This is a genomic window from Vibrio genomosp. F10 str. ZF-129, assembly GCF_000287055.2.
Taxonomy (GTDB): domain Bacteria; phylum Pseudomonadota; class Gammaproteobacteria; order Enterobacterales; family Vibrionaceae; genus Vibrio.
The window spans coordinates 94,425-115,743 of the sequence record NZ_AJYQ02000038.1; the positions used below are offsets into that span (position 1 = coordinate 94,425).

At 42.7% G+C, this 21,319-nt stretch carries 19 protein-coding genes; 9 read left to right on the plus strand and 10 right to left on the minus strand.

The annotated features are described in order from the left end of the window. The first annotated feature begins 132 nt into the window (after window positions 1–132). The gene (gene fabV / locus A1QO_RS05360; RefSeq protein WP_017033782.1) at window positions 133–1,335 is read left to right on the plus strand and encodes an enoyl-ACP reductase FabV; all 1,203 of its coding nucleotides are present in this window, start codon (window positions 133–135) and stop codon (window positions 1,333–1,335) included. A gap of 202 nt (window positions 1,336–1,537) precedes the next feature. Here fabV and A1QO_RS05365 read toward each other — a convergent pair whose 3' ends face one another. Both A1QO_RS05365 and A1QO_RS05370 read right to left on the minus strand, forming a co-directional pair. Further along, a complete protein-coding gene (locus tag A1QO_RS05365; RefSeq protein WP_017039013.1) occupies window positions 1,538–3,220 on the minus strand; it encodes an aspartate:alanine antiporter in 1,683 nt (560 codons plus the stop codon). 188 nt (window positions 3,221–3,408) lie between these two features. Next, a complete protein-coding gene (locus tag A1QO_RS05370; RefSeq protein ID WP_017033784.1) occupies window positions 3,409–3,672 on the minus strand; it encodes a GrxA family glutaredoxin in 264 nt (87 codons plus the stop codon). Window positions 3,673–3,945: 273 nt separating this feature from the next. On the opposite strand from A1QO_RS05370, the gene A1QO_RS05375 reads away from it, so the two are divergent. Then, window positions 3,946–5,178, plus strand: a complete 1,233-nt coding sequence (locus A1QO_RS05375) for an iron-containing alcohol dehydrogenase (RefSeq protein ID WP_017040556.1) — start codon at window positions 3,946–3,948, stop codon at window positions 5,176–5,178. A gap of 98 nt (window positions 5,179–5,276) precedes the next feature. Here the strand turns inward: A1QO_RS05375 and A1QO_RS05380 are convergent, their stop codons facing one another. The 5 genes from A1QO_RS05380 to A1QO_RS05400 form a co-directional block, all read right to left on the minus strand. Next, entirely contained in the window at window positions 5,277–6,131 is an 855-nt protein-coding gene (locus A1QO_RS05380; protein ID WP_017033787.1) for a MurR/RpiR family transcriptional regulator, read from the minus strand. 282 nt (window positions 6,132–6,413) lie between these two features. After that, entirely contained in the window at window positions 6,414–8,078 is a 1,665-nt protein-coding gene (gene panP / locus A1QO_RS05385; protein ID WP_017040555.1) for a pyridoxal-dependent aspartate 1-decarboxylase PanP, read from the minus strand. A gap of 131 nt (window positions 8,079–8,209) precedes the next feature. Then, window positions 8,210–8,722 carry a hypothetical protein gene (locus A1QO_RS05390; RefSeq protein ID WP_017040554.1) on the minus strand — a complete coding sequence of 171 codons (513 nt, stop codon included), beginning with the start codon at window positions 8,720–8,722 and terminating at the stop codon, window positions 8,210–8,212. Window positions 8,723–8,809: 87 nt separating this feature from the next. After that, window positions 8,810–9,715, minus strand: coding sequence for a lysine exporter LysO family protein (locus tag A1QO_RS05395; RefSeq protein WP_017033790.1), 906 nt, complete (start codon window positions 9,713–9,715; stop codon window positions 8,810–8,812). Between the two features lie 64 nt (window positions 9,716–9,779). Continuing rightward, on the minus strand, window positions 9,780–10,703 hold the full coding sequence (locus tag A1QO_RS05400; protein WP_017039010.1) for an HDOD domain-containing protein: 924 nt from the start codon (window positions 10,701–10,703) through the stop codon (window positions 9,780–9,782). 346 nt (window positions 10,704–11,049) lie between these two features. Between A1QO_RS05400 and A1QO_RS05405 the strand changes: the two genes are divergently transcribed. Then, window positions 11,050–11,637 (plus strand): TfoX/Sxy family DNA transformation protein, encoded by a 588-nt coding sequence (locus tag A1QO_RS05405; RefSeq protein WP_017033792.1) that lies wholly within the window; start codon window positions 11,050–11,052, stop codon window positions 11,635–11,637. Window positions 11,638–11,793: 156 nt separating this feature from the next. On the opposite strand, the gene A1QO_RS05410 is transcribed toward A1QO_RS05405, so the two are convergent. From A1QO_RS05410 to A1QO_RS05420, 3 genes are all read right to left on the minus strand, one after another. Then, window positions 11,794–12,333, minus strand: a complete 540-nt coding sequence (locus tag A1QO_RS05410; RefSeq protein WP_017040553.1) for a hypothetical protein — start codon at window positions 12,331–12,333, stop codon at window positions 11,794–11,796. A 170-nt stretch (window positions 12,334–12,503) separates the two neighbouring features. Then, window positions 12,504–13,001 carry a response regulator gene (locus A1QO_RS05415; RefSeq protein WP_017040552.1) on the minus strand — a complete coding sequence of 166 codons (498 nt, stop codon included), beginning with the start codon at window positions 12,999–13,001 and terminating at the stop codon, window positions 12,504–12,506. A 2-nt stretch (window positions 13,002–13,003) separates the two neighbouring features. Further along, window positions 13,004–14,968 carry an ATP-binding protein gene (locus A1QO_RS05420; RefSeq protein ID WP_026026772.1) on the minus strand — a complete coding sequence of 655 codons (1,965 nt, stop codon included), beginning with the start codon at window positions 14,966–14,968 and terminating at the stop codon, window positions 13,004–13,006. A gap of 176 nt (window positions 14,969–15,144) precedes the next feature. On the opposite strand from A1QO_RS05420, the gene A1QO_RS05425 reads away from it, so the two are divergent. The 6 genes from A1QO_RS05425 (at window position 15,145) to A1QO_RS05450 (ending at window position 21,312) form a co-directional block, all read left to right on the plus strand. Then, the gene (locus A1QO_RS05425) at window positions 15,145–16,407 is read left to right on the plus strand and encodes a DUF945 family protein (RefSeq protein WP_017040551.1); all 1,263 of its coding nucleotides are present in this window, start codon (window positions 15,145–15,147) and stop codon (window positions 16,405–16,407) included. Window positions 16,408–16,542: 135 nt separating this feature from the next. Further along, a complete protein-coding gene (gene serC / locus A1QO_RS05430; protein ID WP_017040550.1) occupies window positions 16,543–17,637 on the plus strand; it encodes a 3-phosphoserine/phosphohydroxythreonine transaminase in 1,095 nt (364 codons plus the stop codon). Window positions 17,638–17,798: 161 nt separating this feature from the next. After that, entirely contained in the window at window positions 17,799–18,431 is a 633-nt protein-coding gene (locus A1QO_RS05435; RefSeq protein ID WP_017040549.1) for a hypothetical protein, read from the plus strand. Between the two features lie 16 nt (window positions 18,432–18,447). Then, the gene (locus A1QO_RS05440; protein WP_017039003.1) at window positions 18,448–18,816 is read left to right on the plus strand and encodes a response regulator; all 369 of its coding nucleotides are present in this window, start codon (window positions 18,448–18,450) and stop codon (window positions 18,814–18,816) included. 11 nt (window positions 18,817–18,827) lie between these two features. Continuing rightward, window positions 18,828–19,136: an STAS domain-containing protein gene (locus tag A1QO_RS05445; protein ID WP_017033800.1), complete on the plus strand. Its 309-nt coding sequence runs from the start codon at window positions 18,828–18,830 to the stop codon at window positions 19,134–19,136. Continuing rightward, entirely contained in the window at window positions 19,126–21,312 is a 2,187-nt protein-coding gene (locus tag A1QO_RS05450) for a chemotaxis protein CheA (protein ID WP_017040548.1), read from the plus strand. Before A1QO_RS05445 ends, A1QO_RS05450 begins: the two co-directional genes overlap by 11 nt. The last annotated feature ends 7 nt before the right edge of the window (window positions 21,313–21,319 follow it).

Genomic DNA, 21,319 nt, shown 5'->3' on the forward strand with positions numbered 1-21,319 from the left:
AGAGCACAAATTGAATCAGAGTCTCGCTTGAGTGATCCAACCACTTGTCTATTTACCCTGTTTTTGCAGAAACTTGATGCGATTTGGTCGTGAACCTTTTATTCTAGCGATGATTTTTTAAGGAAGTTGAATATGATCATCAAACCTCGAATTCGTGGATTTATCTGTACCACAACACACCCTGTGGGCTGTGAAGCAAACGTAAAAGAACAAATTGCCTACACTAAAGCGCAAGGTCCAATTCAAAATGCACCAAAACGTGTATTGGTGGTTGGTTCTTCTAGTGGCTACGGTCTATCTTCTCGCATTGCGGCTGCATTTGGCGGCGGTGCTTCTACTATCGGTGTTTTCTTTGAAAAAGAAGGGACTGAGCGTAAAACTGGTACCGCTGGTTTTTACAATGCGGCGGCATTTGACAAGCTTGCTCGTGAAGAAGGCTTGTATTCTAAAAGCTTGAACGGCGATGCGTTCTCAAACGAAGCGAAGCAAAAAGCGATTGACCTTATCAAAGAAGACCTAGGTCAGATTGACATGGTGGTTTACTCGCTAGCATCACCAGTACGTAAATTGCCTGAAACCGGTGAGCTGATCCGTTCATCGCTGAAGCCTATTGGTGAAACATATACAGCAACGGCTGTTGATACCAACAAAGATTTGATTATTGAAGCGTCAGTAGAGCCGGCAACAGAAGAAGAGATCAAAGACACCGTTACTGTAATGGGTGGCGAAGACTGGGAACTGTGGATCAATGCGCTGTCTGATGCAGGTGTATTAGCAGAAGGCTGTAAAACCGTAGCGTACAGCTACATTGGTACTGAGCTTACTTGGCCGATCTACTGGGAAGGCGCACTAGGCAAAGCGAAAATGGACCTAGACCGTGCAGCCACAGAGCTGAACGAGAAGCTTTCTGTGACCGGTGGTAGTGCGAACGTTGCCGTTCTTAAATCTGTAGTCACACAAGCAAGTTCTGCGATTCCAGTTATGCCTCTTTATATCGCGATGGTGTTTAAGAAAATGCGTGAAGAAGGTGTCCATGAAGGTTGTATGGAACAAATCTATCGCATGTTTAGCCAGCGTTTATATAAAGAAGATGGCAGCGCCCCAGAAGTAGATGAAGCGAACCGTCTACGTCTTGACGACTGGGAACTGCGTGAAGACATTCAAAAGCATTGCCGTGAATTATGGCCACAGGTGACGTCTGAAAATCTTAAAGATCTTACTGACTACGTAGAGTACAAAGAAGAATTCTTGAAACTGTTTGGCTTTGGCGTTGAAGGTGTTGATTACGACGCTGATGTTAACCCTGCGGTTGAATCTGATATTATTGCTATCTAATATCTAGCTAAAGCTAAGTGACCGTCAATCCACCCAAATAGGATTGATCGAGTTTATTTAGAGACTAAAAAGGCGCTCACTGAGCGCCTTTTTTTGTCTTGTTGCAATGACTTCGCTGTTCTCTATATTTCTGTTCGGTATTTTGCTTTCTAGCTTTTTTACAGCGCTTCACTTTCATCTTTCTTTTTTTAAGAAGCGACCATCAACTAATAATAATCAGAACGGTTCCGGCAAGCGTCATAAGAATATTGGCGATGGCATAGGTCCCTGCATACCCGAGAGCCGGGATGGTTGATTTAGCATAGTCGTTTACAATATCCATTGCGGGAGCACACGTCCGTGCGCCTATGATGGCGCCGAATAGCAGAGCTCTGTTCATCTTAAGGATATAAGCACCGACTAAGTAGGCGATAACCACAGGGACAACACTGACAAGAAATGCCAAGCCTATTATCTGCGGGCCTACTTGAGATAGGTGTTCGAAAATCTTGCCCCCTGCACTTAACCCAATACCCACCATGAAAATCATAAGCCCTAAGTCTTTGACCATATTTAATGCGCCTTGTGGAACATAACCAAAAGTAGGGTGGTTGGCACGCAGAAATCCAAGGGTAATCCCTGAAAGAAGCAGCCCTACCGCGTTTCCTAGCCCAAACGAAACCTGGCCAAATGTCATGGTGATTAAGCCAAACATTAAACCAAGAATGAAGAAGCTACAGAACGCCAGCAAATCGGCGATTTGGCTATGAATAGAGATAAAACCGATTTGTTCAGCAAGACCTAGAACTCGGCTTTTTTCACCACTGACCTGTAATACATCACCTTTAGCAAGAACGATGTCTAAGTCCATAGGCATTTCAATTTGAGCACGCACCACTCGGTTTAGGAAACAGCCAAATTCAGAAAGATTGAGTTCTGAGAGTCTTTTCCCAACCATACTGTCACTCTTTACAACAATCTCTTCCTCAACAATTCTTAGGTCAAGTAAGTCTCGGTCGAATACCTCTTTGCCGTTGCGAAAGCTAGGGTCCAGACGCGCATGACTGTCTGGAAAACCAACCAGAGCGATTTCATCACCTTCTTGTAATATCGCGTCACCATCTGGGTGGGCGAGAATGCCATTGCGACGAATACGTTCGATATAACAGCCTGTCTGACGATAGATACCCAGTTCACGTAGGTTCTTGCCGTCTGTCCATGCAATGAGCTCAGAGCCGGCTCGGTAAGCACGAATGATCGGTAAATAGACCTTGCGCTGACTAGAGCTTCCAATGCCTCGTTCTTGTGCGATTTGCTGCGCGGAGTCAGATAGGTTTTGCTTCTGTAATTTGGGCAATAGCTTGGCAAAAGTGATCATGCTGATCAAACCCACCAGGTAGGCCATCGCATAACCCACGGATAGGTTTTCCATGACCAGAGTAAGATCCATGTTTCTTGGCATCGTTGCTAACCCCGTGGTTATGGCATCTTGCGCACCAACGAGAACGGGGGTTGCCGTTAGGGCTCCAGCCATCATTCCTGCGGCCATGCCATAATCGAGCCCAAACAAACGAGAGGCAAAGTGAGTAATTGACAGAGCGGTAGACAGTACCACTAAACTCAGGATGAAATAATGCTTTCCATCGCGGAAGAAAATACCAAAAAAATTCGGTCCGGCTTCAATACCAACACAGTAGATAAAGAGCATAAAACCGATTGCGAGGGCTTCTGGGCTAAATGAAAAGCCTAAGTGGCCCATAATCAATGACGTAATGAGTACACCGATTGAATTGCCAAGCTGAAAACTGCCGAAACGGATTTTTCCGAACGCCAAGCCCGATGCTAAGGCGACGAAAATAAGTAGGATGGGGTTTTGCTCTAGTAATTGTATAACGTCAATATTCACGATTGGCTCTTGTTGCAAGAACTGGGGTTGTTTAAGTGGGGGGATTGTAGCGGATTACGCCCAAAAGATAAGTGAGTTTTTTTATAATTTGCAATTACTTCACATAGGGCAAGTAAAACAAAACCTGCCACTGTGGGCAGGTTTATCATTTGCAAGGGGGCAAGCCGTTTTACAAAGGGTTAAGCGGTTTAGCTAAATAGGCCTAAATGCTCTTTTGCGTATGCTTCGAAGTCATCACAACCACCGATGTGGTCTTGGTCTACAAAGATTTGTGGAACCGTTTCAACTGGCTTACCGACAGTCTTTTCTAGATCCGCTTTGCTGATACCTTCAGCATGAATATCAACATAGCGATAATTAAAGTCATCGCGATTCGCTTTAAGCGTCTCTGCGTGTTCTTTAGCACGAACACAATATGGGCATGCTGGGCGGCCAAAAATAACAACGAACATAACTTTTTCTCCTTTATTCTGATAGGTGCAACTATGCCCCAATCTATTCTGGAAATAAAGAAGCAATTACCTCTTGCTACGATAGGGATTACCTATTGATCTCGTTTAGGAGATGAAAGAAATGACGTCGGTGAGCATTCAGCGTGATGTGTCGCAAAAATACCTACTTTTGGTTGAGGCATTATCCAGCAAGTTGCACTCGGTCAAACAAATTATTCGTTGATGAGTGCAAGCTAAAAAGAGATAAATTTAATCTTGAGAGAGGGATGCAGTATGTTTCAGTTCATGACATCGACTCGAATTATCTTCGGAGAAGGCGCTCTACAATCCTCACTATCAGTACTGAATCAATACGGCTATAGCGTTCTACTGGTGACAGGAAAAGATCAGTCTCGTTCAGATATTCTGATCTCGTATCTAAAGGCACAAAACATGCGCTATCAGCATGTGAGTATATCGGGGGAGCCTAATATCACTATGGTTGAAGAAACGTCAGTGGTCGGGCGAAAGTTCAAACCGGATATGGTCGTCAGCATGGGCGGAGGGAGTGTCATTGACATGGGCAAAGCTCTAGCCGCTATCATCCCTAATCAAGGGGATGTGTACGATTACGTTGAAGTCGTCGGTCGGAGTGTCCCTTTGAAAACCAAGCCTATTCCTTTTATTGCCATCCCTACTACGGCGAGCAGTGGTTCGGAAGTCACCCGTAACGCGGTGCTTCGCTCAGGACAAGATAAAGTCAAAGTCAGTTTACGCAGCCCCGATATGCTCGCTGATGTGGCCATTGTTGACCCGACCCTTACCTATGGCACCGATGTCCATACCTCTGCTCGAGGCGCCATGGATGCGTTCACTCACTTAATGGAAGCTTATGTCTGTGGCGACCCAAATCCGTTAACGGATATGGTGTGTGAGGAAGGGTTACGCAAGTTGTCTCATTCGGTTATCGCGGCGTGCCGAAGGGATGATTATTCGGCCAGAGCTGACCTGTCGTTTGCTGCGATGTTAGGTGGCATGGCAATGACTAACGCGAAACTGGGGGCTGCTCATGGGCTTGCTGCGGCTTTGGGGGGCAAACTGAATGCGCCACACAGTGTGATCACCAGTCGTCTTGCTCCTTATGTTATGAAAGAGAATATTGAAGCGGCGAAAGGCGCGGGTCGAAAAGATGTTTTGAAACGCTATATCAGGCTAGCGCAATTGGTCACCGGGAGAACCAACGTACATGTAGAAGATGGCGTGCTGTGGGTTCAGATGATGCTTGATAAGTTGGAGTTGCCTGTGTTGAGTGATTATGGCGTTTGTTCAACCTCATTCGATAAGGTTGCTGAGGATGCTCTGATGTCGGTTGCAATTAAAGGAAATCCATTGCCATTAACGAAAGAACGCCTGGTCTATATACTGGATCAGGTGTGCCATTGCTCTGGTGATTGTCACGGTGAACAAACAGAGCGAACCAGTAAGGTAGAAATCTTAACGAATTCTGTGGAAGAAAAGCTGACCTAATTGAATCGAATCCTCAATTTAGCTGACCTTCTTATTACTCTTGAAATGTGAGGGGCACAGAAAAGAAAAAACGGAGCTTAAAGAAAGCTCCGTTTATTTTAGTACTGATTCATCTTATCAAAACGAGAATCTTTTAACGCGTCTTTTACGCGCTTGAGGTTTTCTCTAAACCCTGTCCCACGACGAAGCGTGAATCCGGTTGCGAGTACATCAATCACCGTCATTTGTACGACTCGGCTTGCCATTGGCATATACACATCAGTGTCTTCAGGTACATCCAGTGTAATTGATAGAGAGCTAGCTTTATCAAGAGGGGAGTCTTTCGCCGTAATTGAGATGACGGTTGCACCGTTCTCACGGGCTAAGTGAGCAATTTCAACCTGACTTTTAGTACGTCCAGTATGTGAAATAAGGACAATCACGTCATTGTCTGAGCTATTGATGCAACTCATACGTTGCATAACGATATCTTCAAAACACGTAATCGGGATATTAAAACGAATAAACTTGTTTTGCGCGTCTTTTGCAACGGCTGAGGAAGCACCTAAACCAAAGAAAGAGATGCGTTTAGCTTGAGTTAAAAGGTCAACCGCGCGATTAATTTGCATCGCATCAAGGCTGTTCTTCGCAACGTCAAGGCAAGCCATCGTAGACTCGAAAATCTTATGGGTATAAGCGTCTGGCCCATCATCTTCTTCGACGTTACGATTGACGTAAGGTGTACCGTTAGCGAGGCTTTGAGCTAAATGCAGCTTAAAGTCAGGAAAACCTTTCGTGTCTAGTCGACGACAAAAGCGGTTAACGGTTGGTTCACTAACATCCGCCATTTTTGCAAGCGTAGCAATACTAGAGTGGATCGCTATTTGCGGGGAAGCCATGATCACTTCGGCCACTTTACGCTCAGATTTGCTAAAATTTTCTAAGTTTTTTTGAATTTTTTCTAATGTGTTCATAGTGTTCACGAGGGCTAGAGAACAACTCGCTGATCATCTTGCTATTAAAGGTCGAATTGTAACGTTCACAACCAAAATAATAGATCAGCGCCATAGGGCGAGTATAAACCTAAGCAAAAGGTTTACCTGCGGACAATTGGTGAGAATATGACAAACCTCAAACTAAATTTCAATTCTTAAAGGAAATTTGAGCGAAAATTGAAATTTTGTGCTTTAACACAATTCATTTTGATACTGTAATTACATTAAGTAGAAAGAAATTTTCACTTTTCAAACAAGCTACTAGGCAGTTTGACATATTTGCTTGGCCAATAGTTTGATTTCATTCATTAAAAAAGGCGCTTTCTTCGCGATTTCTCTTTGCTCAAAGAGAATGGCGTTCAAAATGTCATACGTAGTTAATGGATTAGCCAACACAACACGAAAAACAATAGTGTCTAGGTTATTTAGCTCTTTTGGGTTTAACTGAGTTCGAGATACGAACGACTTACCGGTTTCCCGCTGCCTTTTCTGAATGAACTTAGTTAACTCATTCAGCAGCGAATTAAGCTGCTCTACCTGCTCATGATTAGCCGGTTCTTGATTTGCAATTTCTAATGCCTGTTTTACGAACTCAGGTACATAGCGATAGGTAAGAAGACACAGCTCTGGTTTTGAAATAAGTTGAAAATCAGGCTGAGCATCAATAAGGTCGGCAAAATACTTGGCTTTTTCGATACTTTGGTCGATAAGCAGTTCGTACCCTGGTCTGCTGATGATATGCATACTGGCATAAACCAGCATAGCCATACCTGAGCGAGATCCCTCAAGTGTGTGTGTACCTAAATCTTTCGAGCCTTTTCGTAGAATGTACTGCGCGTGATGTTCAATCGATCGCATCGCATCTGGATTTTTAAACAGAACCATACCTGCGCCCATAGGGATATACAGCTGCTTGTGAGCATCAATGGTCACTGAATCGGCGAGTTCAATCCCGTCGAGCAATTGGCGGTAATTATTCGACATTAACGTCGCGCCACCCCATGCCGCATCAACGTGAAAATGGCACTGCTCTTGCTGACAAATTTTGGCAATCGCTTTGAGAGGGTCGACATTGCCTGTTTCTGTCGTGCCTGCAACACCGACGACCGCGAAAGGCTTAATATTCTGTTGTTTAAGTTGAGCAAACTTGTCTTTTAAATCGCGGGTGCACAAGCGATTATTCTCGTCTGTTTTTACTGAAACGATACTTTGGCGCCCTACACCCAGTGTGTCGGCTGCTTTTTTTAGAGAGTAATGACCACGGTCAGAGACGAGTATTGCGAGCCCTTCGTAGCCATAGTGTTTCATTGCGTTAAACAAGCCTTCTTTTTCTACTCCTTCAAAGTCGCCTTGCGCTTTTAAGGCATTATTTCGAGCCACCCAAAGTGCAGTAATATTGGCTATAGTCCCTCCAGAGCAAAATGCACCAAGAGAGTGCCCCGCACTGTGCATCCAACGAGAGTAAAAAGTGTCATCTTGGTTGTATATGAGGCGATGCAGCATACCCAACACTTGACGCTCAAGAGGGGTAAATGCTTTAGAGGTTTCAATTTTAACTAGGTTTTGATTAAGCGCGATCATGATTTTCGACAGAGGCATCAGAAAGTAGGGAAGCGCTGATGTCATGTGTCCGATGAAGCTGGGTGCAGAAGTATGAACCGATTGCGCGACTAACGTATCGAGCAAGTGCTGAGTATGATCGGAAACGAATTCTGGTTGTTCAGGAATAGCAGGATTAGAAAAGTCCTTTTCGATGTCTCTTAAAGGTTTCTCTTCGGCAACGATATGCTCTCGCAAAAATTGGTTGAGGTTCCTGGAAAGGCCCTCTTCAATTTTCGTTAACGTTGAATCTGGCCCTTCTGGCACAGTAAAAATACGAAGTAAACTATCAAAGTTTACATCAACAGTTTTCTGTTCTGATCCCATACAACTTCGTTTATTTAATCTAGTTTACATTGCGAACGGCACAATCTAAACCAAAACGAAACCAATGTCCCGTCTTAATTTAGAGTGCGTGTTTTTCCATCAAAAATGGCTGGAATGATGTCTAAGTAAGGCTATTTACAATCCATTTCTTCAAGTTTTGCTATAGAACGATTGTATTTCTGTAAAACATTATCAATTTGCTTTGGATGACTTAATAGGTCAGCGAAAGCGGAACGAAGTTGATAGTTTTTCTCATGAGGTTCACTCTGACGGTCGGCAAATGTAAGCTGAGCGGCTTCGCCTAATGCATCATCTCGCTGTGTAAGTGCTTTAATGTCAGCTTGATCAAGCTGAAGCCAGCTTTCGATAGACTGTGCCGTTGAAAGTTTAGCCGCATCATTGTCTAAATAATAATGTACAGCAGCTCGGTTAAGCTCAAAATGGTTTTTTCGCCCTTCTAAGAACCATTTACTTGCTTCCTCTAGTTCAGGGTAGCGTTCAGAAGTGAGATCTGAAAGGTCTTGGTACCAAGCTAGAGAGGCATCGATATAGGCATCATACTTGTCGCTTAAACACTGGGTGTTGTTAGCAAAGACAGAGCTTGATGAAAGAGTTAATAATGCAGCAATCACTATGTGTTTCATAATACGTCCTTTTTTACACACTTTTTGTTCTTATTGGGCTTTCTTTATCGTTGCCGTTAGTTGGCATGATGAGTTATCAGTTTGATTTTACGCAGCTAATGACACAAAGAACAGCATGAGTATTGGAACCAGTAAGCTAAGAATAAATCCGCTAACGATGGCGATAGGCACACACTTTACACCACCCGTGGCTTGAATAACAGGTAACGTAAAATCCATCGCCGTTGCACCAGCATAACCAATGGCAGTACAAGGTTTTACTCTGATTAATACTGGGATCATTATCAATGCAACCAGCTCTCTTAATAGTTCTAGCATAAACGATGCACCACCGTAGACGGGGCCGAATGCGTCGCCCATGAGAATGCCGGCCAAAGAGTACCAACCAAATCCTGAAGCCATGGCTAATCCTTTGTAAACATCGATATCCAAAATAAACGCTGATAACACACCGCCAATGAGCGAGCTGATCACAATGATGAGTGCGATGAGCATCCCTTGTTTATTGATGAGGATTTGTCTCAGGGTTAGACCGCTGTTTCTAAGCTGAATACCAATAAAAAAGAGTAATAAAAATAGTATCCATTCACTTGCGGTATCAACCCAATCAAGACTCATTGCACCCAACAAACCTATAATGAGTCCACCGCCAACCACCAGGATCAACTTGGCTGATTCGAGAGCCATAAGAGCCAGCGGTAGATTTGACGAAGTGTTACTGGCATTAATTGGAAATAGCCGGTCGATAATGGGTAATGTGGCTAGATTACAAAAACCAATGCATAGAAAAAACGTCGCGGTGAACTTGATGATGAGCTGTAGGTTTTCGCCTAGATTATCAAGAGCAGCTAAGCTCAGCCCCATTAAGAATAAAATGACGTAGATAAGATACGAAGTCATTTTATTTAATAGGTGTAAGGTGTTTTCTTTCGATATCGAAATTAGATACCCCACCACCAGTGGGGCAAAGATAAAGATCATCCCTGAGAACATTAAAAATCCTGTTGTGACTCGGTTGTATAGCGAATGTATCGTTAAATGCTATGCGGTGTTAAGGCTACAGACCACTTGCTACAATGACTTCGCTTATCTGATTGTTAAAGTCAAAATCGCTTAGGTTGGTTAATTTGTACAACACATCGGCGCCTGTTGTATCAATTTCAACAAAATGCTCATCCAGTTCGTCATCTTTTCTACGGAACAGGAGAGTATGGTGAGCAATTCGGGCGATGTCTAGATAGCTCAGTGGACTTTCTACATTAGGGGTGTGATCTAGGTTACTAGAAACGCTGATGAAATCTTGGTCAAACCCCCAGCTTGATAGTACCAGTTGACTTGAAGCCGCACATTGTGAGTCAAAGATTTGCAGTGCGATATCTATATCGAGGTAGTTGCCATTCTCTAGATACTGATGGTACTCATTAACCATACAAAAAAGACCGATATCAGCAAGTAAACCGGACAAAAGTGCTTTTTCTACCTCAACATAATTATAAATTTTGGGCTGAGCTTCTTTAAATGCTTTAGCAACCATAACCATGGTCGCCGCGAGTTCCCTAGAAGTTGCTGCGCTCTTCACTAGAATTTTATTACATTGCGTACTTAAGCTGACGGTATGCTTTAATTGCTCAATCGCTTGCGCTGTGACGATGTCTCGCACACGCAAGATACCCAAACGAGATACCGCAGTAAAAAGATCGGTACAGGTAATGTTTCGTCGGTTAAAAATAACCGAATTTGCAACACGAATCACTACGGCAGCAAGCCCAGGGTCTTCGAGGAGACAGTCTGCAATATCAATAATCTCCGTTGTTTCTTGAGTACAAAGGGACTGAATGCGTAAAACGACTTCTGGAATAGGGGGTAAAGTTATTTTGCCAGTGCTTACTGAATGAGCAATAAGTTCGGAAAATTCGCTCTCTATACTTTTAACGAGAGCCTCCTTATTGTCGGGAAGCCAATAAAAAGATAAATGATTCATAGCCAGTCACCAAAGAAATACGGCTTACAGTGTAACTAAATGCTGAGTAGATTAGCAACAACTTACATAATTAGAGTCTGTCTGCATTAGCGTTAGTATGAACAATGTGTGTCATGTTGAATATAAAAGACTGTAAGTGTGATTTCCTTCTCACAAAATCGACTTTTTTATTGAAATGATGTGAAGTTTGAACAGACTTATTTTTCGTCGTTAACTATCATTTCCTTACTAACTAAGGCGAACTCAAATTTAATTATAATATCAGCCTTAGAGCAAAAAAATTTCGCTAAAACGCTGCTATCTGGTGATCACACATAATCGGGGTAACACATGATTAGAAGGATCAATGGATATGACAGAACAACTATTTATGGATTATGTGGGCGATTTCGGTTCTTTTCAGAAACGTTCAATGTTTGGTGGCATAGGCTTATTTAAAAATGAGGCGATGTTTGCTCTACTCAGTAGCGGTAGAATTTTCATTCGTGGTGGAGATCAACTCGATTCAAGGCTTAATGAACTTGGTTGTGAGAAATACCGTCATGTGAAAAAGCAAACGACAGCAACAGTAAACTACTACGATATAACTCAAATTTTCGCCGACAAAGGTGACGCTATATACGAGATCGTAAGTGAGTCGATTAAATTGTCTGTTGATCAGCGTAAGTTCCAAAAATCGTCTGCGAGTCGACGCCTGAGAGACTTGCCTAACATGCAATTGACACTAGAACGCATGGTCAAAAAGGCTGGCATCGAAGACGTAGAGACATTTATGAAATTAGGTGCTTCGGCGGTGTTTTCTAAAGTGAGAACCGCGTACGGAACTGACGTTGATGTTAAATTGTTGTGGAAGTTTGCAGGTGCAGTGGAAGGTATCCATTGGAAATTAATTCAAGAGCCTCGTAAACGTCAATTGTTGGAAAGCTGCCAGTAGTTATTTTCTATCGATTAAAAAGAAAGCCGCCATGGTATTCCAGGGCGGCTTTTTTATTGGGGATAATATTGAAGAAAATGTCGATGTAATCTAAGTGAACACCGAGCACTATTAAATAGTGCTCAGAATAAGCGGTTCGACACTATATTATTGGGTTTAATACTTGAATCTAGCGGTCAAAATCGCTTGATCGCCGTATGCATCATTGATACGGATCTCTGCTCCGACAGAAAAAAGCTCTGTTGAATGGAAACGAATGTGAGCAGAGCCTAGCCAGTCTTCTTTTTTGTCGATTGAAACGTAACCTGCTTTACCACCGACCTCAAGTTGAGGACCTAACCATTGGCGAATACCCAGGTTGACTTCGATTCCAGTATCTGTGCTACCCAAATCTTGCATGCGGAACAACATCTCACCGGTAAAGTCAGCCCAGTTATTGACTGGTGCGTGAAATCCAAAACCAGCAGCAGCGTCATAGTCGCCTTCAAATTCAGAGTCGATACGTCCAATAAAGTGGGCGTTTGGATGAATGGTTTTGCTGACGGCAGCGCCGAAAGTCACGGGGCTTGCGCCAATACGAGCTTCAAAATAATCGTAACTGAAGTTACTCATTACTGAAGGGCTATTAGGGTCAGTTTCTGAAAAGGCCTGACCTGATGCGAGCAATAAAGCTGTTGCAATGATTTTTTTATGCATAGTTACGATGAACCTATTTCTAGTTATTTCCGTTGTCCTAAGCAGTGTAACCGCTATGACTATGATATATCACGACATGATAATGCATCCTTGCTTAATGGCACTAACAAAAAATGTCATTCTTTTGTCGTTTAACCAAAAACTAAGCAATTTGAGTGCCTAAAAACGCACTATTCTCCAAAGCTAATACGATTCTTAGCGATAGCATTGAAGATTTTCTCTGTATCTAAAACCGAGGCCCATGGCATTAGTTCGGGTTCATTCTCTATCATAAATGCAGTGAGTTGAGCGATAAGCACTTTTCTCAGTTCGTCTCCACTCCAAGGTTTCGCAACAAAGTAATCAAGGCTAGAGTGATTAACGGCTTCCACCGTGTCATCGAGCCCTGCCTGGCCTGTCAGCAACACTTTTTTACTGGCACTGGTTTGATCATCACCGTTCAGTTCAATCAAAAAACTAATGCCGGTTTGTTCTGGCATAATGTGGTCGCAAAGTATCAGCGCGAGTGTCGTCTGCTCCGAAGCACAGTCTGACAGAATGTGCTTCGCTTCCGCGACGGACTCTGCCGCTTCAACGATAAAGTGCTCCTCAAAACAGTCTAAATCTTGAATGACGCTGTCTAAAACATCGCGTTCATCATCAACACATAGAATGAGATATTTATTCATGGTTACTCCTTGTCTCTGTGTAGGGTGCAGTGAATAGGAAGCCAGACCGCCATTCGAGTAAATTCATTTGGAACGGATTCAACCTCAATTCTGCCATTGTGTTGATTGATTATCTGGTGGCAAACAGATAATCCAATACCCAGTCCAAAATTGCCTTCTTTCTTGGTGGTAAAATTTAAAGTAAAAATTTGTTCTTGTAGCTCAGGGGTAATACCCGTCCCGTTATCTTCAAAACAAATAACAACCCAGTGTTGATCTTCGATTGATTCGATTGATGTGTGAATTTTGAGTTCTCCAGGTATTGGGAGAGCGTCAATGGCATTGGATATGAGATTTGTCCAGACTTGCTGTAAAGCAATCGGCTGACAATAAAGTTTCGGGAGCTCGCAATACTCTTTGACAACCGTATGGTGTTTTAGCTTATTTTCAAAGATCACCAACGTATCTTCAATCCCTTCATAGATGTTCGCCGAATGGAAACATTCATCATCAGGTCGGGCGTATCCTTTAAGACTTTTGACCATGTCTGCAATTCTATGTGCACAAACTCCAATAGAGCGAAGTGTCGTGCCGGTTAAGTGGTAAAGGTCGTATTGATTCACCAGCTCAAGCGCATGCTCAGGGTTATGTTTGGCGAGAGAGACGAGTTCCTGATCATTTTCTAAACGGAGCTTAACCAATTTTTTTGCCAGTAAGCGGTGCTTGATCTCATTATCTAAAAGCTTAGATTTGGCACGATCTTCAGACGTCGAGGTGGGTGTTGATATCAACGCTTGGTCCAAAATAGTCTTGCCTTTCTCGTTCGGCGTCGTTAGCTCATTAGACAGATTTTTTGAACCAAGTTCCAGTAATTGATCAAGCTTACTCGTCAGTGTTTCTGTCCCTCGCAAAATCGCTGCAATAGGGTTATTGAGTTCATGGGCCACCCCAGCAACGAGTTGACCTAACATGGCCATTTTCTCTTTTTCGATCAGTTGCTGGTGCGCAGTTTCGAGTGATTCTAAGGTTTTTTGCAGTTCAAGTTTTGTGTTAATACTTCGTTGTAAGCGGCGGTTGAAGTGGCGAAGTAATAAGTTGGTAAACAGTGGTAATAGATGTGTGTTGGAATGCATCACCTTGGTGAAAATATCGCGATCCAACTTGATAACCTTTGTTCTGGTGAGGGTAATTGCGGTGGAAAAGGACAACTCACCCGTGACAAATGACATACCCCCAACAATATTCCCCTTATCATGACGAACCACTTCTCGCTGTTGGCCGAGCTCATCTTTTTTATACAGTGCAACTTTCCCTTCAGTGATAAACCATAAGAAGCGATTTTCCTCTCCTTCTTTGGTTAAGAGGTGATCCGCGGAATAGGTCCGACAGGCATGACTATCGTCTTCTTGAAGAAAGAACAGTTCTAAAGCTGAGATCACCTGTTCTGCCAGTTCGGCATCGGATAGCCTGTGGTGATCTGAAATAAAACCTTCTTGGTAGCTTTTCATCTTCGCGTCGATATGCGCGCGAAGTAAGTGTTGCTGATCTAAAATAAGGCTATAGGAAAGGAGGTTATCGGTATCTTGTTCGATGACAAAAGTCGTGAGTTCTTTTTTGACGGTTTTATAGACTAAGTTGTCTTGCAGCGGTTTGGTTAAACAGTGATCCAAACGACCTTCATTAACCGCAGACAAAATCGCCTGAATGTCTTGCCCGCAACTTAAGAGAATTTTTCGTGCGCTTTTGGTATGGGCAGATTTATCCAGTTGAATTAAAAATTCAGCGCCATTAAATTCAGAATGGTGGCTAGCGATGACAAGCGCGACCGTTTGCTCTTGCTGCTTACAAAACTCTAAGGTGCAGTGAGCGTCTTCAATGCTATCTACTGCATGGATATCGAATCGTGTCGCAAAGTGGCTAAGCTCAGTACGTAGTTGTTCTACGCTTATAGGGTTGTTATCAAGATACAAGAGCGCAAATGAATTCACGAATTTCTCACAGGTAAACGGAACTATGAAAACTGTATCAATTATCAATCTATCGGTTTGAGAGCTAGGTTTTAGAAATTTGCTCTTAACAAAAATAAAAGCAATACTCTGATTTAACTCAAACATTTCTAATGTATAAAAAACGGCCCAAATAACTAATGGAACCCCAACAATCTATGAAACAATTAAAAAAAATCGGCGCGATTAGTGGTGCTGTGCTAGTTGCATTGTGCTGGCCACTTGCTGTTGGTCAAATAGGCCAAAGGGTTATTACTGATGGGGTTACGCATTTAAGTAATGACTTGGTTAGCGCAGAAATCATCGATTATGATCGTGGCTATTTAAATTCAACCGTTCAAACTCGATATGCGCTGAATGATGTTGACATGATCGCTCAGTTTGAAGCCGATGGTCTGCCGACAGAGGTGGTTGTTAATAGTGTGGTCAAACATGGCTTACTCAGTTTAGATGCGCATTCGTCACTCGAAGGGAGCGAATTTCCGTTGACGGTGAATACCGTTACTCAGTTAAACGGGAATACTGATTATACGGTGAATTTGGCAAACTGGTATTACCGAACTCAAGGTGTAGATGAATTGGCCATCTCGGTATCTCCTTCTACCATCACCGGTAACATTACAGTGCTGGGACAACTTGCTTACCAACTGAATATGCCTTCAATCGAGCTGGACTTTTCAACGGGTGAAAAGTTGATATTGACGGATGTCGTAGGTCAAGGCGAGGGCAAAAATGAAAGTGGATTTTGGTTAGGCAATCAATCGATGTCGATTGAGAAGTTTACGATTTCCGATTCCACTGCCATGCAGACATCCTTTGAAATAGAGAAAGGTCAGTATCAGTTTACGTCTGAGCTTAATAATGAACAAAATCGATTGACCAGTAATCATAAGGTGACGATGGGCAGCCTATTTACACCAGATGGTTCAGTCGATGATTTTAGCCTCGACTTTTCGATGGGTGACATTGATAGCGTCGCTTTTGAACGATTAATGTCTCTGTATCAAAGTAATCCAATAATGACAGAAGAAGACATAGCAGAGGCGATTCCTTATGTTGAATCTCTTTTCTCCCAAGGTTTTTATTTAGCAATGAATAAGATGTCCTTGAAAGTAGGCGAAGGTGAATTTGAGTCTATGTGGAAGCTCTCGGTGCCACAGGGTACAGACCAAGTTTCACAGGATCCGAGTAAAATATTACCCGCTCTAACGGGGAATATCAGCACCTATTTTTCTAACCAACTGGTTATGGATTTTCCATTCATTAAGCAAGGGATCGATGAAGCCGTCGTGATGGAAATTATTCAACAAACCGAACAGGGTTACCGGATTACAGCAGAACTTAAAGAGGCCAATGTGGTCTTTGAAAGTGGGCAGGAAATTCCTTTAATGTCGCTATTACTGCCAATGCTAATGCAATAAATGAGTCGATAACGAGTACTAGAATAACAAAAGAGCTTGAAAGAGCTCTTTTGTCACTTTTTATCCTTAAAAAAACGTGCTATTAATCACAGTTAGTATCTACAAAGCATTTTGAAATTAGGAGCAAGGACACTCATGCAGCCCAACACGGATAACATTTTTAATTTTAGTGCTGGCCCAGCCGCTTTACCTAAAGCCGTGATGGCTCAAGCTCAAGCTGAGTTCATCAATTGGAATAACTTAGGCACGTCAGTGATGGAAATCAGCCATCGCAGCAAACCCTTTATTAAAGTGGCTGAAGATGCCGAGCAAGATTTGCGAGATCTTTTATCCATACCGTCTAATTATAAAGTTCTGTTTTGCCAAGGTGGAGCGCGTGCTCAGTTTGCTGCAATCCCTATGAACTTACTGGGCAGCCAATCAACCGCCACTTATATTGATGCCGGATACTGGGCAGAAAGTGCCATTGCGGAAGCGAAAAAATATTGCGAACCTGATGTCTTTGTTGCGAAAACGGTGCGAGACGATAAAGTCGCGGTTGTGGATGCGACAGAGTGGCAGATCCATGCTGATGCAGCGTATGTTCACTTCTGCCCTAACGAAACTATTGATGGCATAGAAATCAATGATTTACCCGTAACGGATAAACCCATCGTCGCAGATATGTCATCAACGATACTGTCGCGTGAGATTGATGTTTCAAAATATGGTGTGATTTACGCCGGTGCTCAAAAAAACATTGGCCCAGCTGGCCTATGTATCGTGATTGTTCGCAATGACCTCTTAGACTTGGCAACCGATGTATTGCCTAGCATTTTGAACTATAAAGTACTGGCAGAAAAAGAGTCGATGTTTAACACACCGCCAACTTTTGCATGGTATTTATCAGGGCTCGTCTTCAAGTGGTTAAAACAACAAGGTGGGGTTAAAGCACTTGAGAGTGTTAACCGCGAAAAGGCGGCGTTGTTGTACCGCTGTATTGATGAATCAAGTTTTTATAAAAACAACGTACATCCTGAGAATCGGTCATTAATGAATGTACCTTTTCAGTTAAGCAAACCTGAATTGGATGAAGTATTTCTAGAACGTGCTGAAAAGCGTGGTTTAGTCGCTCTTAAAGGTCACAGAGCGGTGGGTGGTATGAGGGCGTCTCTTTATAACGCCATGCCTATCGAAGGTGTTCAAGCGCTAGTAGAGCTGATGAAAGAATTTGAAGCGGAATTTGCGTAAACCTCTCTTTGAAGCAACAACTAACCTTATGACCTAAAACAAAAAGGCTTAATCAAAACGAATGATTAAGCCTTTTTCCAATTTTATCTCACCATTTCACTGCAAACCGTCAAAACTGAACTAGGCTATTTACTAGATTGTAAATAAAAGGGACGGATTGAGTGGGCAATGTTCGGATTAACATTAAAGTGGTGTTAGGCGTATTCTTTACGCTCGCGTTGATATTTGATCTGAGCTGGAAAACGTTAATTGCTACTTTGATTATCAGTTTTTTTACAGCCTGGTTTAATCAACGACAGCCCCAATCATCATCTCATACACCTCACCAAACCATTGTCCACTCAATGCATAGTCATTTTCTCCCCAAGCTCAATAAGCAGCTGGAAATCTCTTACAAAGATGCTCATCAATCGATAAATCAAATAACGTTACGATTCGTTACATTAAGCCAATTGGTGAAAAAAAGGAACGAGATTGACTTGTGTTTGGCTGCTCAAAGTAGTGACGAGACAGCAGGACACGAGAAGCAGCAATTAGAAAAAGAGATGAACGTAGCCTACAGTGAACTCATGGAACTTCTTCAGCACGGAGACAGGAACCTGCAGAGGCAAGCAGGTGTCATGGAGTTGTTGGCTCTACTCGTAGAGGAATTACAAGCCATTGATGATGAAGGACAGGGATGGGATGAAACCTTACTGAACAATCAACTCAATAGAATCATCGATCGGACCGAATTAGCTATTGCGAAAGAGATAAGTCGTAATGAATCTGATGAAGGCGTGACCTATTTTTGAAAGGAGACATCAAAGGATGAAGAAAAAAATACTGATTGTTGATGATTCCGAATCGCTTCGACAAGTCGTGAGTATTGCATTAGAGGGCGCTGGCTTTGATGTTTTGGAAGCGAAAGACGGAGTGGATGGGCTGAATAAGCTTGATGGCGTGCGGGTACATCTGATTATTAGCGATGTCAATATGCCAAACATGAATGGAATAGACTTCGTTAAGCAAGTTAAAACGTTGGATAAGTATAAATTCACTCCAATTATCATGCTAACCACCGAAAACCAAGAATATCTCAAAGAGGAAAGTCGAAAAGCAGGTGCAAAGGCTTGGATGGTGAAACCCTTTAAGCCGGACCAAATGTTACAAGCCGTCTCGAAATTATTGTCAGTGTAAAGAGGTGATGGATGGACATAAAAGTTTATTTACTACCCCAAGAGTTAACGATTTATGAGGTGAATGAGGTTCACCAAGACCTGCTTGATCTCATTGAAACTAATGAACTCATACAACTGGATGCCTCACAAGTTGAAGAGTTAGATACCGCTGGTTTTCAGTTGTTAATTTGGTTCTCTAAGTACTCACAAGAGGTCAATTCGATACCTCCTCTATGCCGTTCAGGTCACGTTGTTTTAGAGTATGTTAGAACGCTTAATGTTCAAAACCAAAGGTTGCTCATCGGGCAAGAAAGCGTAAGTAGTGCCTATGAGTATTGATGTTAACAAGGCACTTATTACCTTCATTGCAGAAGCTGAAGAGCTCATCAACGATATTGAACAGCTCTTATTAGATAACGAAAATGCAACGCAATGGCGCAATATTGATTGGTTGCACGAAGTATTTCGTGGTGTGCATACGATTAAAGGCAGTGCGGGGTTGTTTGGTCTTGATGAATTGGTCAACTTTAGCCACCTGCTCGAATCATTGCTTGAACGATTAAGAAGTCAATCCCTTGATATCGATGCTCAAATCATGGCATTGGTGATCGAATCAACCGATGTGATAAAAATCCATATTGCAAGTATAGGTGTCGGCCAATCTGATGAACTTGCCGTGAAATCAAACCGTCTCGCTAAAAAAATAGCCGATTATCTACCTAAGTCATTCATCTCCGAGCAGCGTCCAGTATCAGAAAAAGCCGATATAACGGATAGCGATTCTGCAGATAATTCTGAAATGAATGGCATTTGGCACATTTCGTTTCGCCCGCAACCTAATGTTTTTCAAGATGGCTTAGATCCCATCTCTTTTATTCGCTACTTATCGACTCAAGGTGAACTGGTGTCTGTCCATCTCATTGACGAGGATTTGGATACAGGCAAAGAGTATCAGCCTAGCAAGTGTTATTTAGGTTTTGAAATTCGGTTTCAAGCCTCAACAACGCGTCGCGCTATTCTAGATGCATTTGAATTTATCCTTAATGATGCTGACTTAATTATTATTCCACCAGACAGTCAAGTTGATTCGTATATTGACTTGATCAATAAATTGCCTGAGTCATCTAAGAAGTTGGGTGAAATTTTAGTGGAAGTCGACGCTTTAACCCAAGAACAACTCAACGATAGCCTTAACATCCAGCATAACCACAAAACTTCTCATCAACCGGCTCCGTTACTCGGTAGCATCTTGACTCAACGCCAAAATGTCCCTTCAGAAGTCATCATGGCGGCAGTCAAGAAGCAGCGGCCCAATATCAGCGTAGCAAAAACCTTAAGAGTAGAGGCCGCTAAACTGGATCAGCTTATTGACTTAGTGGGAGAAATGGTAATAACCGGGGCAAGAACGAATCTACTCGCTCATGAAACGGGCAATGAAATGCTGATTGAAGCAATGGCTCAACTCGAGCGATTGGTTGAAAATATTCGAGACAGTTCGTTACAGCTGAGAATGGTGCAAATCGGTGATACGTTCAAAAAATACAAGCGAATTATTCGCGACAGCGCTTCGGATCTTGGAAAAGACGTTGAACTCATCATTACTGGCGCGGAAACGGAACTCGATAAAACCTTCGTCGAGAAGCTCAGTGACCCTCTGACTCATCTTATTCGAAATGCGATTGACCATGGTATTGAATCCTCTGATGAGAGAGAAGCTCTAGGTAAGTCTCGCAAAGGAGTGATTCGATTAAATGCCTTCCATGATTCCGGCTCAATAGTGATCGAGGTGTCAGATGATGGGCAAGGGTTGAACGATAAAAACATCGCGTCTATTGCACTTCAAAAAGGTCTTATTGATTCGATTCACGAACTGAATGTTCAAGAACTACAAAGGCTTATTTTTGAACCTGGCTTCTCTACGAAAAGTGAAGTCAGTGACCTTTCTGGTCGTGGTGTCGGTATGGATGTCGTTAAGCAGAACATTGAATCACTACGAGGCACCATCGAGTTAGAAAGCGAAGCAGGTGTTGGTACTCGATTCATCATTAGGCTTCCTTTAACGCTGTCAATCATAGACGGGTTTATGTTTCAGGTGTCGGGCGGTAATTATGTTATTCCACTCGACAATGTTATTGAATGTTTAGAACTCAACGAAATTACGTCAGAGGAAGCGATTCGTCATAAAAAATTTGTGGATCTGCGAGATTCAACATTACCAATCATGCGACTGAGTGAATGGTTCGGTGTTAAATCTCACTGCTCTTTTGAGCAAGAAGCATTAATTGTTGTTCAGTTTGGTTCTTTTAGAGCGGGTTTGATTGTTGACACATTAAGTGGTGAATATCAAACGGTGGTGAAGCCATTAGGCCCCATTTTCGAAGGACTTAAAGGCGTCAGTGGAGCAACAATATTAGGGAGTGGCGATGTTGCCATTATCTTGGATGTACTAGCACTGATTCAGACAGTTCTGAATCGTAGTGAAACTGAAAGTTCACAGCGCTTGAGAAATGAGTAACCAGCCA

Coding starts and splice junctions, on each gene's coding strand:
- fabV (WP_017033782.1), top strand. CDS start 133: ATGATCATCAAACCTCGAATTCGTGGATTTATCTGTACCACAACACAC.
- A1QO_RS05370 (WP_017033784.1), bottom strand. CDS start 3,672: ATGTTCGTTGTTATTTTTGGCCGCCCAGCATGCCCATATTGTGTTCGT.
- A1QO_RS05415 (WP_017040552.1), bottom strand. CDS start 13,001: ATGAATAAATATCTCATTCTATGTGTTGATGATGAACGCGATGTTTTA.
- A1QO_RS05405 (WP_017033792.1), top strand. CDS start 11,050: ATGGATATGACAGAACAACTATTTATGGATTATGTGGGCGATTTCGGT.
- A1QO_RS05400 (WP_017039010.1), bottom strand. CDS start 10,703: ATGAATCATTTATCTTTTTATTGGCTTCCCGACAATAAGGAGGCTCTC.
- A1QO_RS05380 (WP_017033787.1), bottom strand. CDS start 6,131: ATGAACACATTAGAAAAAATTCAAAAAAACTTAGAAAATTTTAGCAAA.
- A1QO_RS05425 (WP_017040551.1), top strand. CDS start 15,145: ATGAAACAATTAAAAAAAATCGGCGCGATTAGTGGTGCTGTGCTAGTT.
- A1QO_RS05410 (WP_017040553.1), bottom strand. CDS start 12,333: ATGCATAAAAAAATCATTGCAACAGCTTTATTGCTCGCATCAGGTCAG.
- A1QO_RS05395 (WP_017033790.1), bottom strand. CDS start 9,715: ATGTTCTCAGGGATGATCTTTATCTTTGCCCCACTGGTGGTGGGGTAT.
- panP (WP_017040555.1), bottom strand. CDS start 8,078: ATGGGATCAGAACAGAAAACTGTTGATGTAAACTTTGATAGTTTACTT.
- A1QO_RS05450 (WP_017040548.1), top strand. CDS start 19,126: ATGAGTATTGATGTTAACAAGGCACTTATTACCTTCATTGCAGAAGCT.
- serC (WP_017040550.1), top strand. CDS start 16,543: ATGCAGCCCAACACGGATAACATTTTTAATTTTAGTGCTGGCCCAGCC.
- A1QO_RS05390 (WP_017040554.1), bottom strand. CDS start 8,722: ATGAAACACATAGTGATTGCTGCATTATTAACTCTTTCATCAAGCTCT.
- A1QO_RS05445 (WP_017033800.1), top strand. CDS start 18,828: ATGGACATAAAAGTTTATTTACTACCCCAAGAGTTAACGATTTATGAG.
- A1QO_RS05375 (WP_017040556.1), top strand. CDS start 3,946: ATGTTTCAGTTCATGACATCGACTCGAATTATCTTCGGAGAAGGCGCT.
- A1QO_RS05440 (WP_017039003.1), top strand. CDS start 18,448: ATGAAGAAAAAAATACTGATTGTTGATGATTCCGAATCGCTTCGACAA.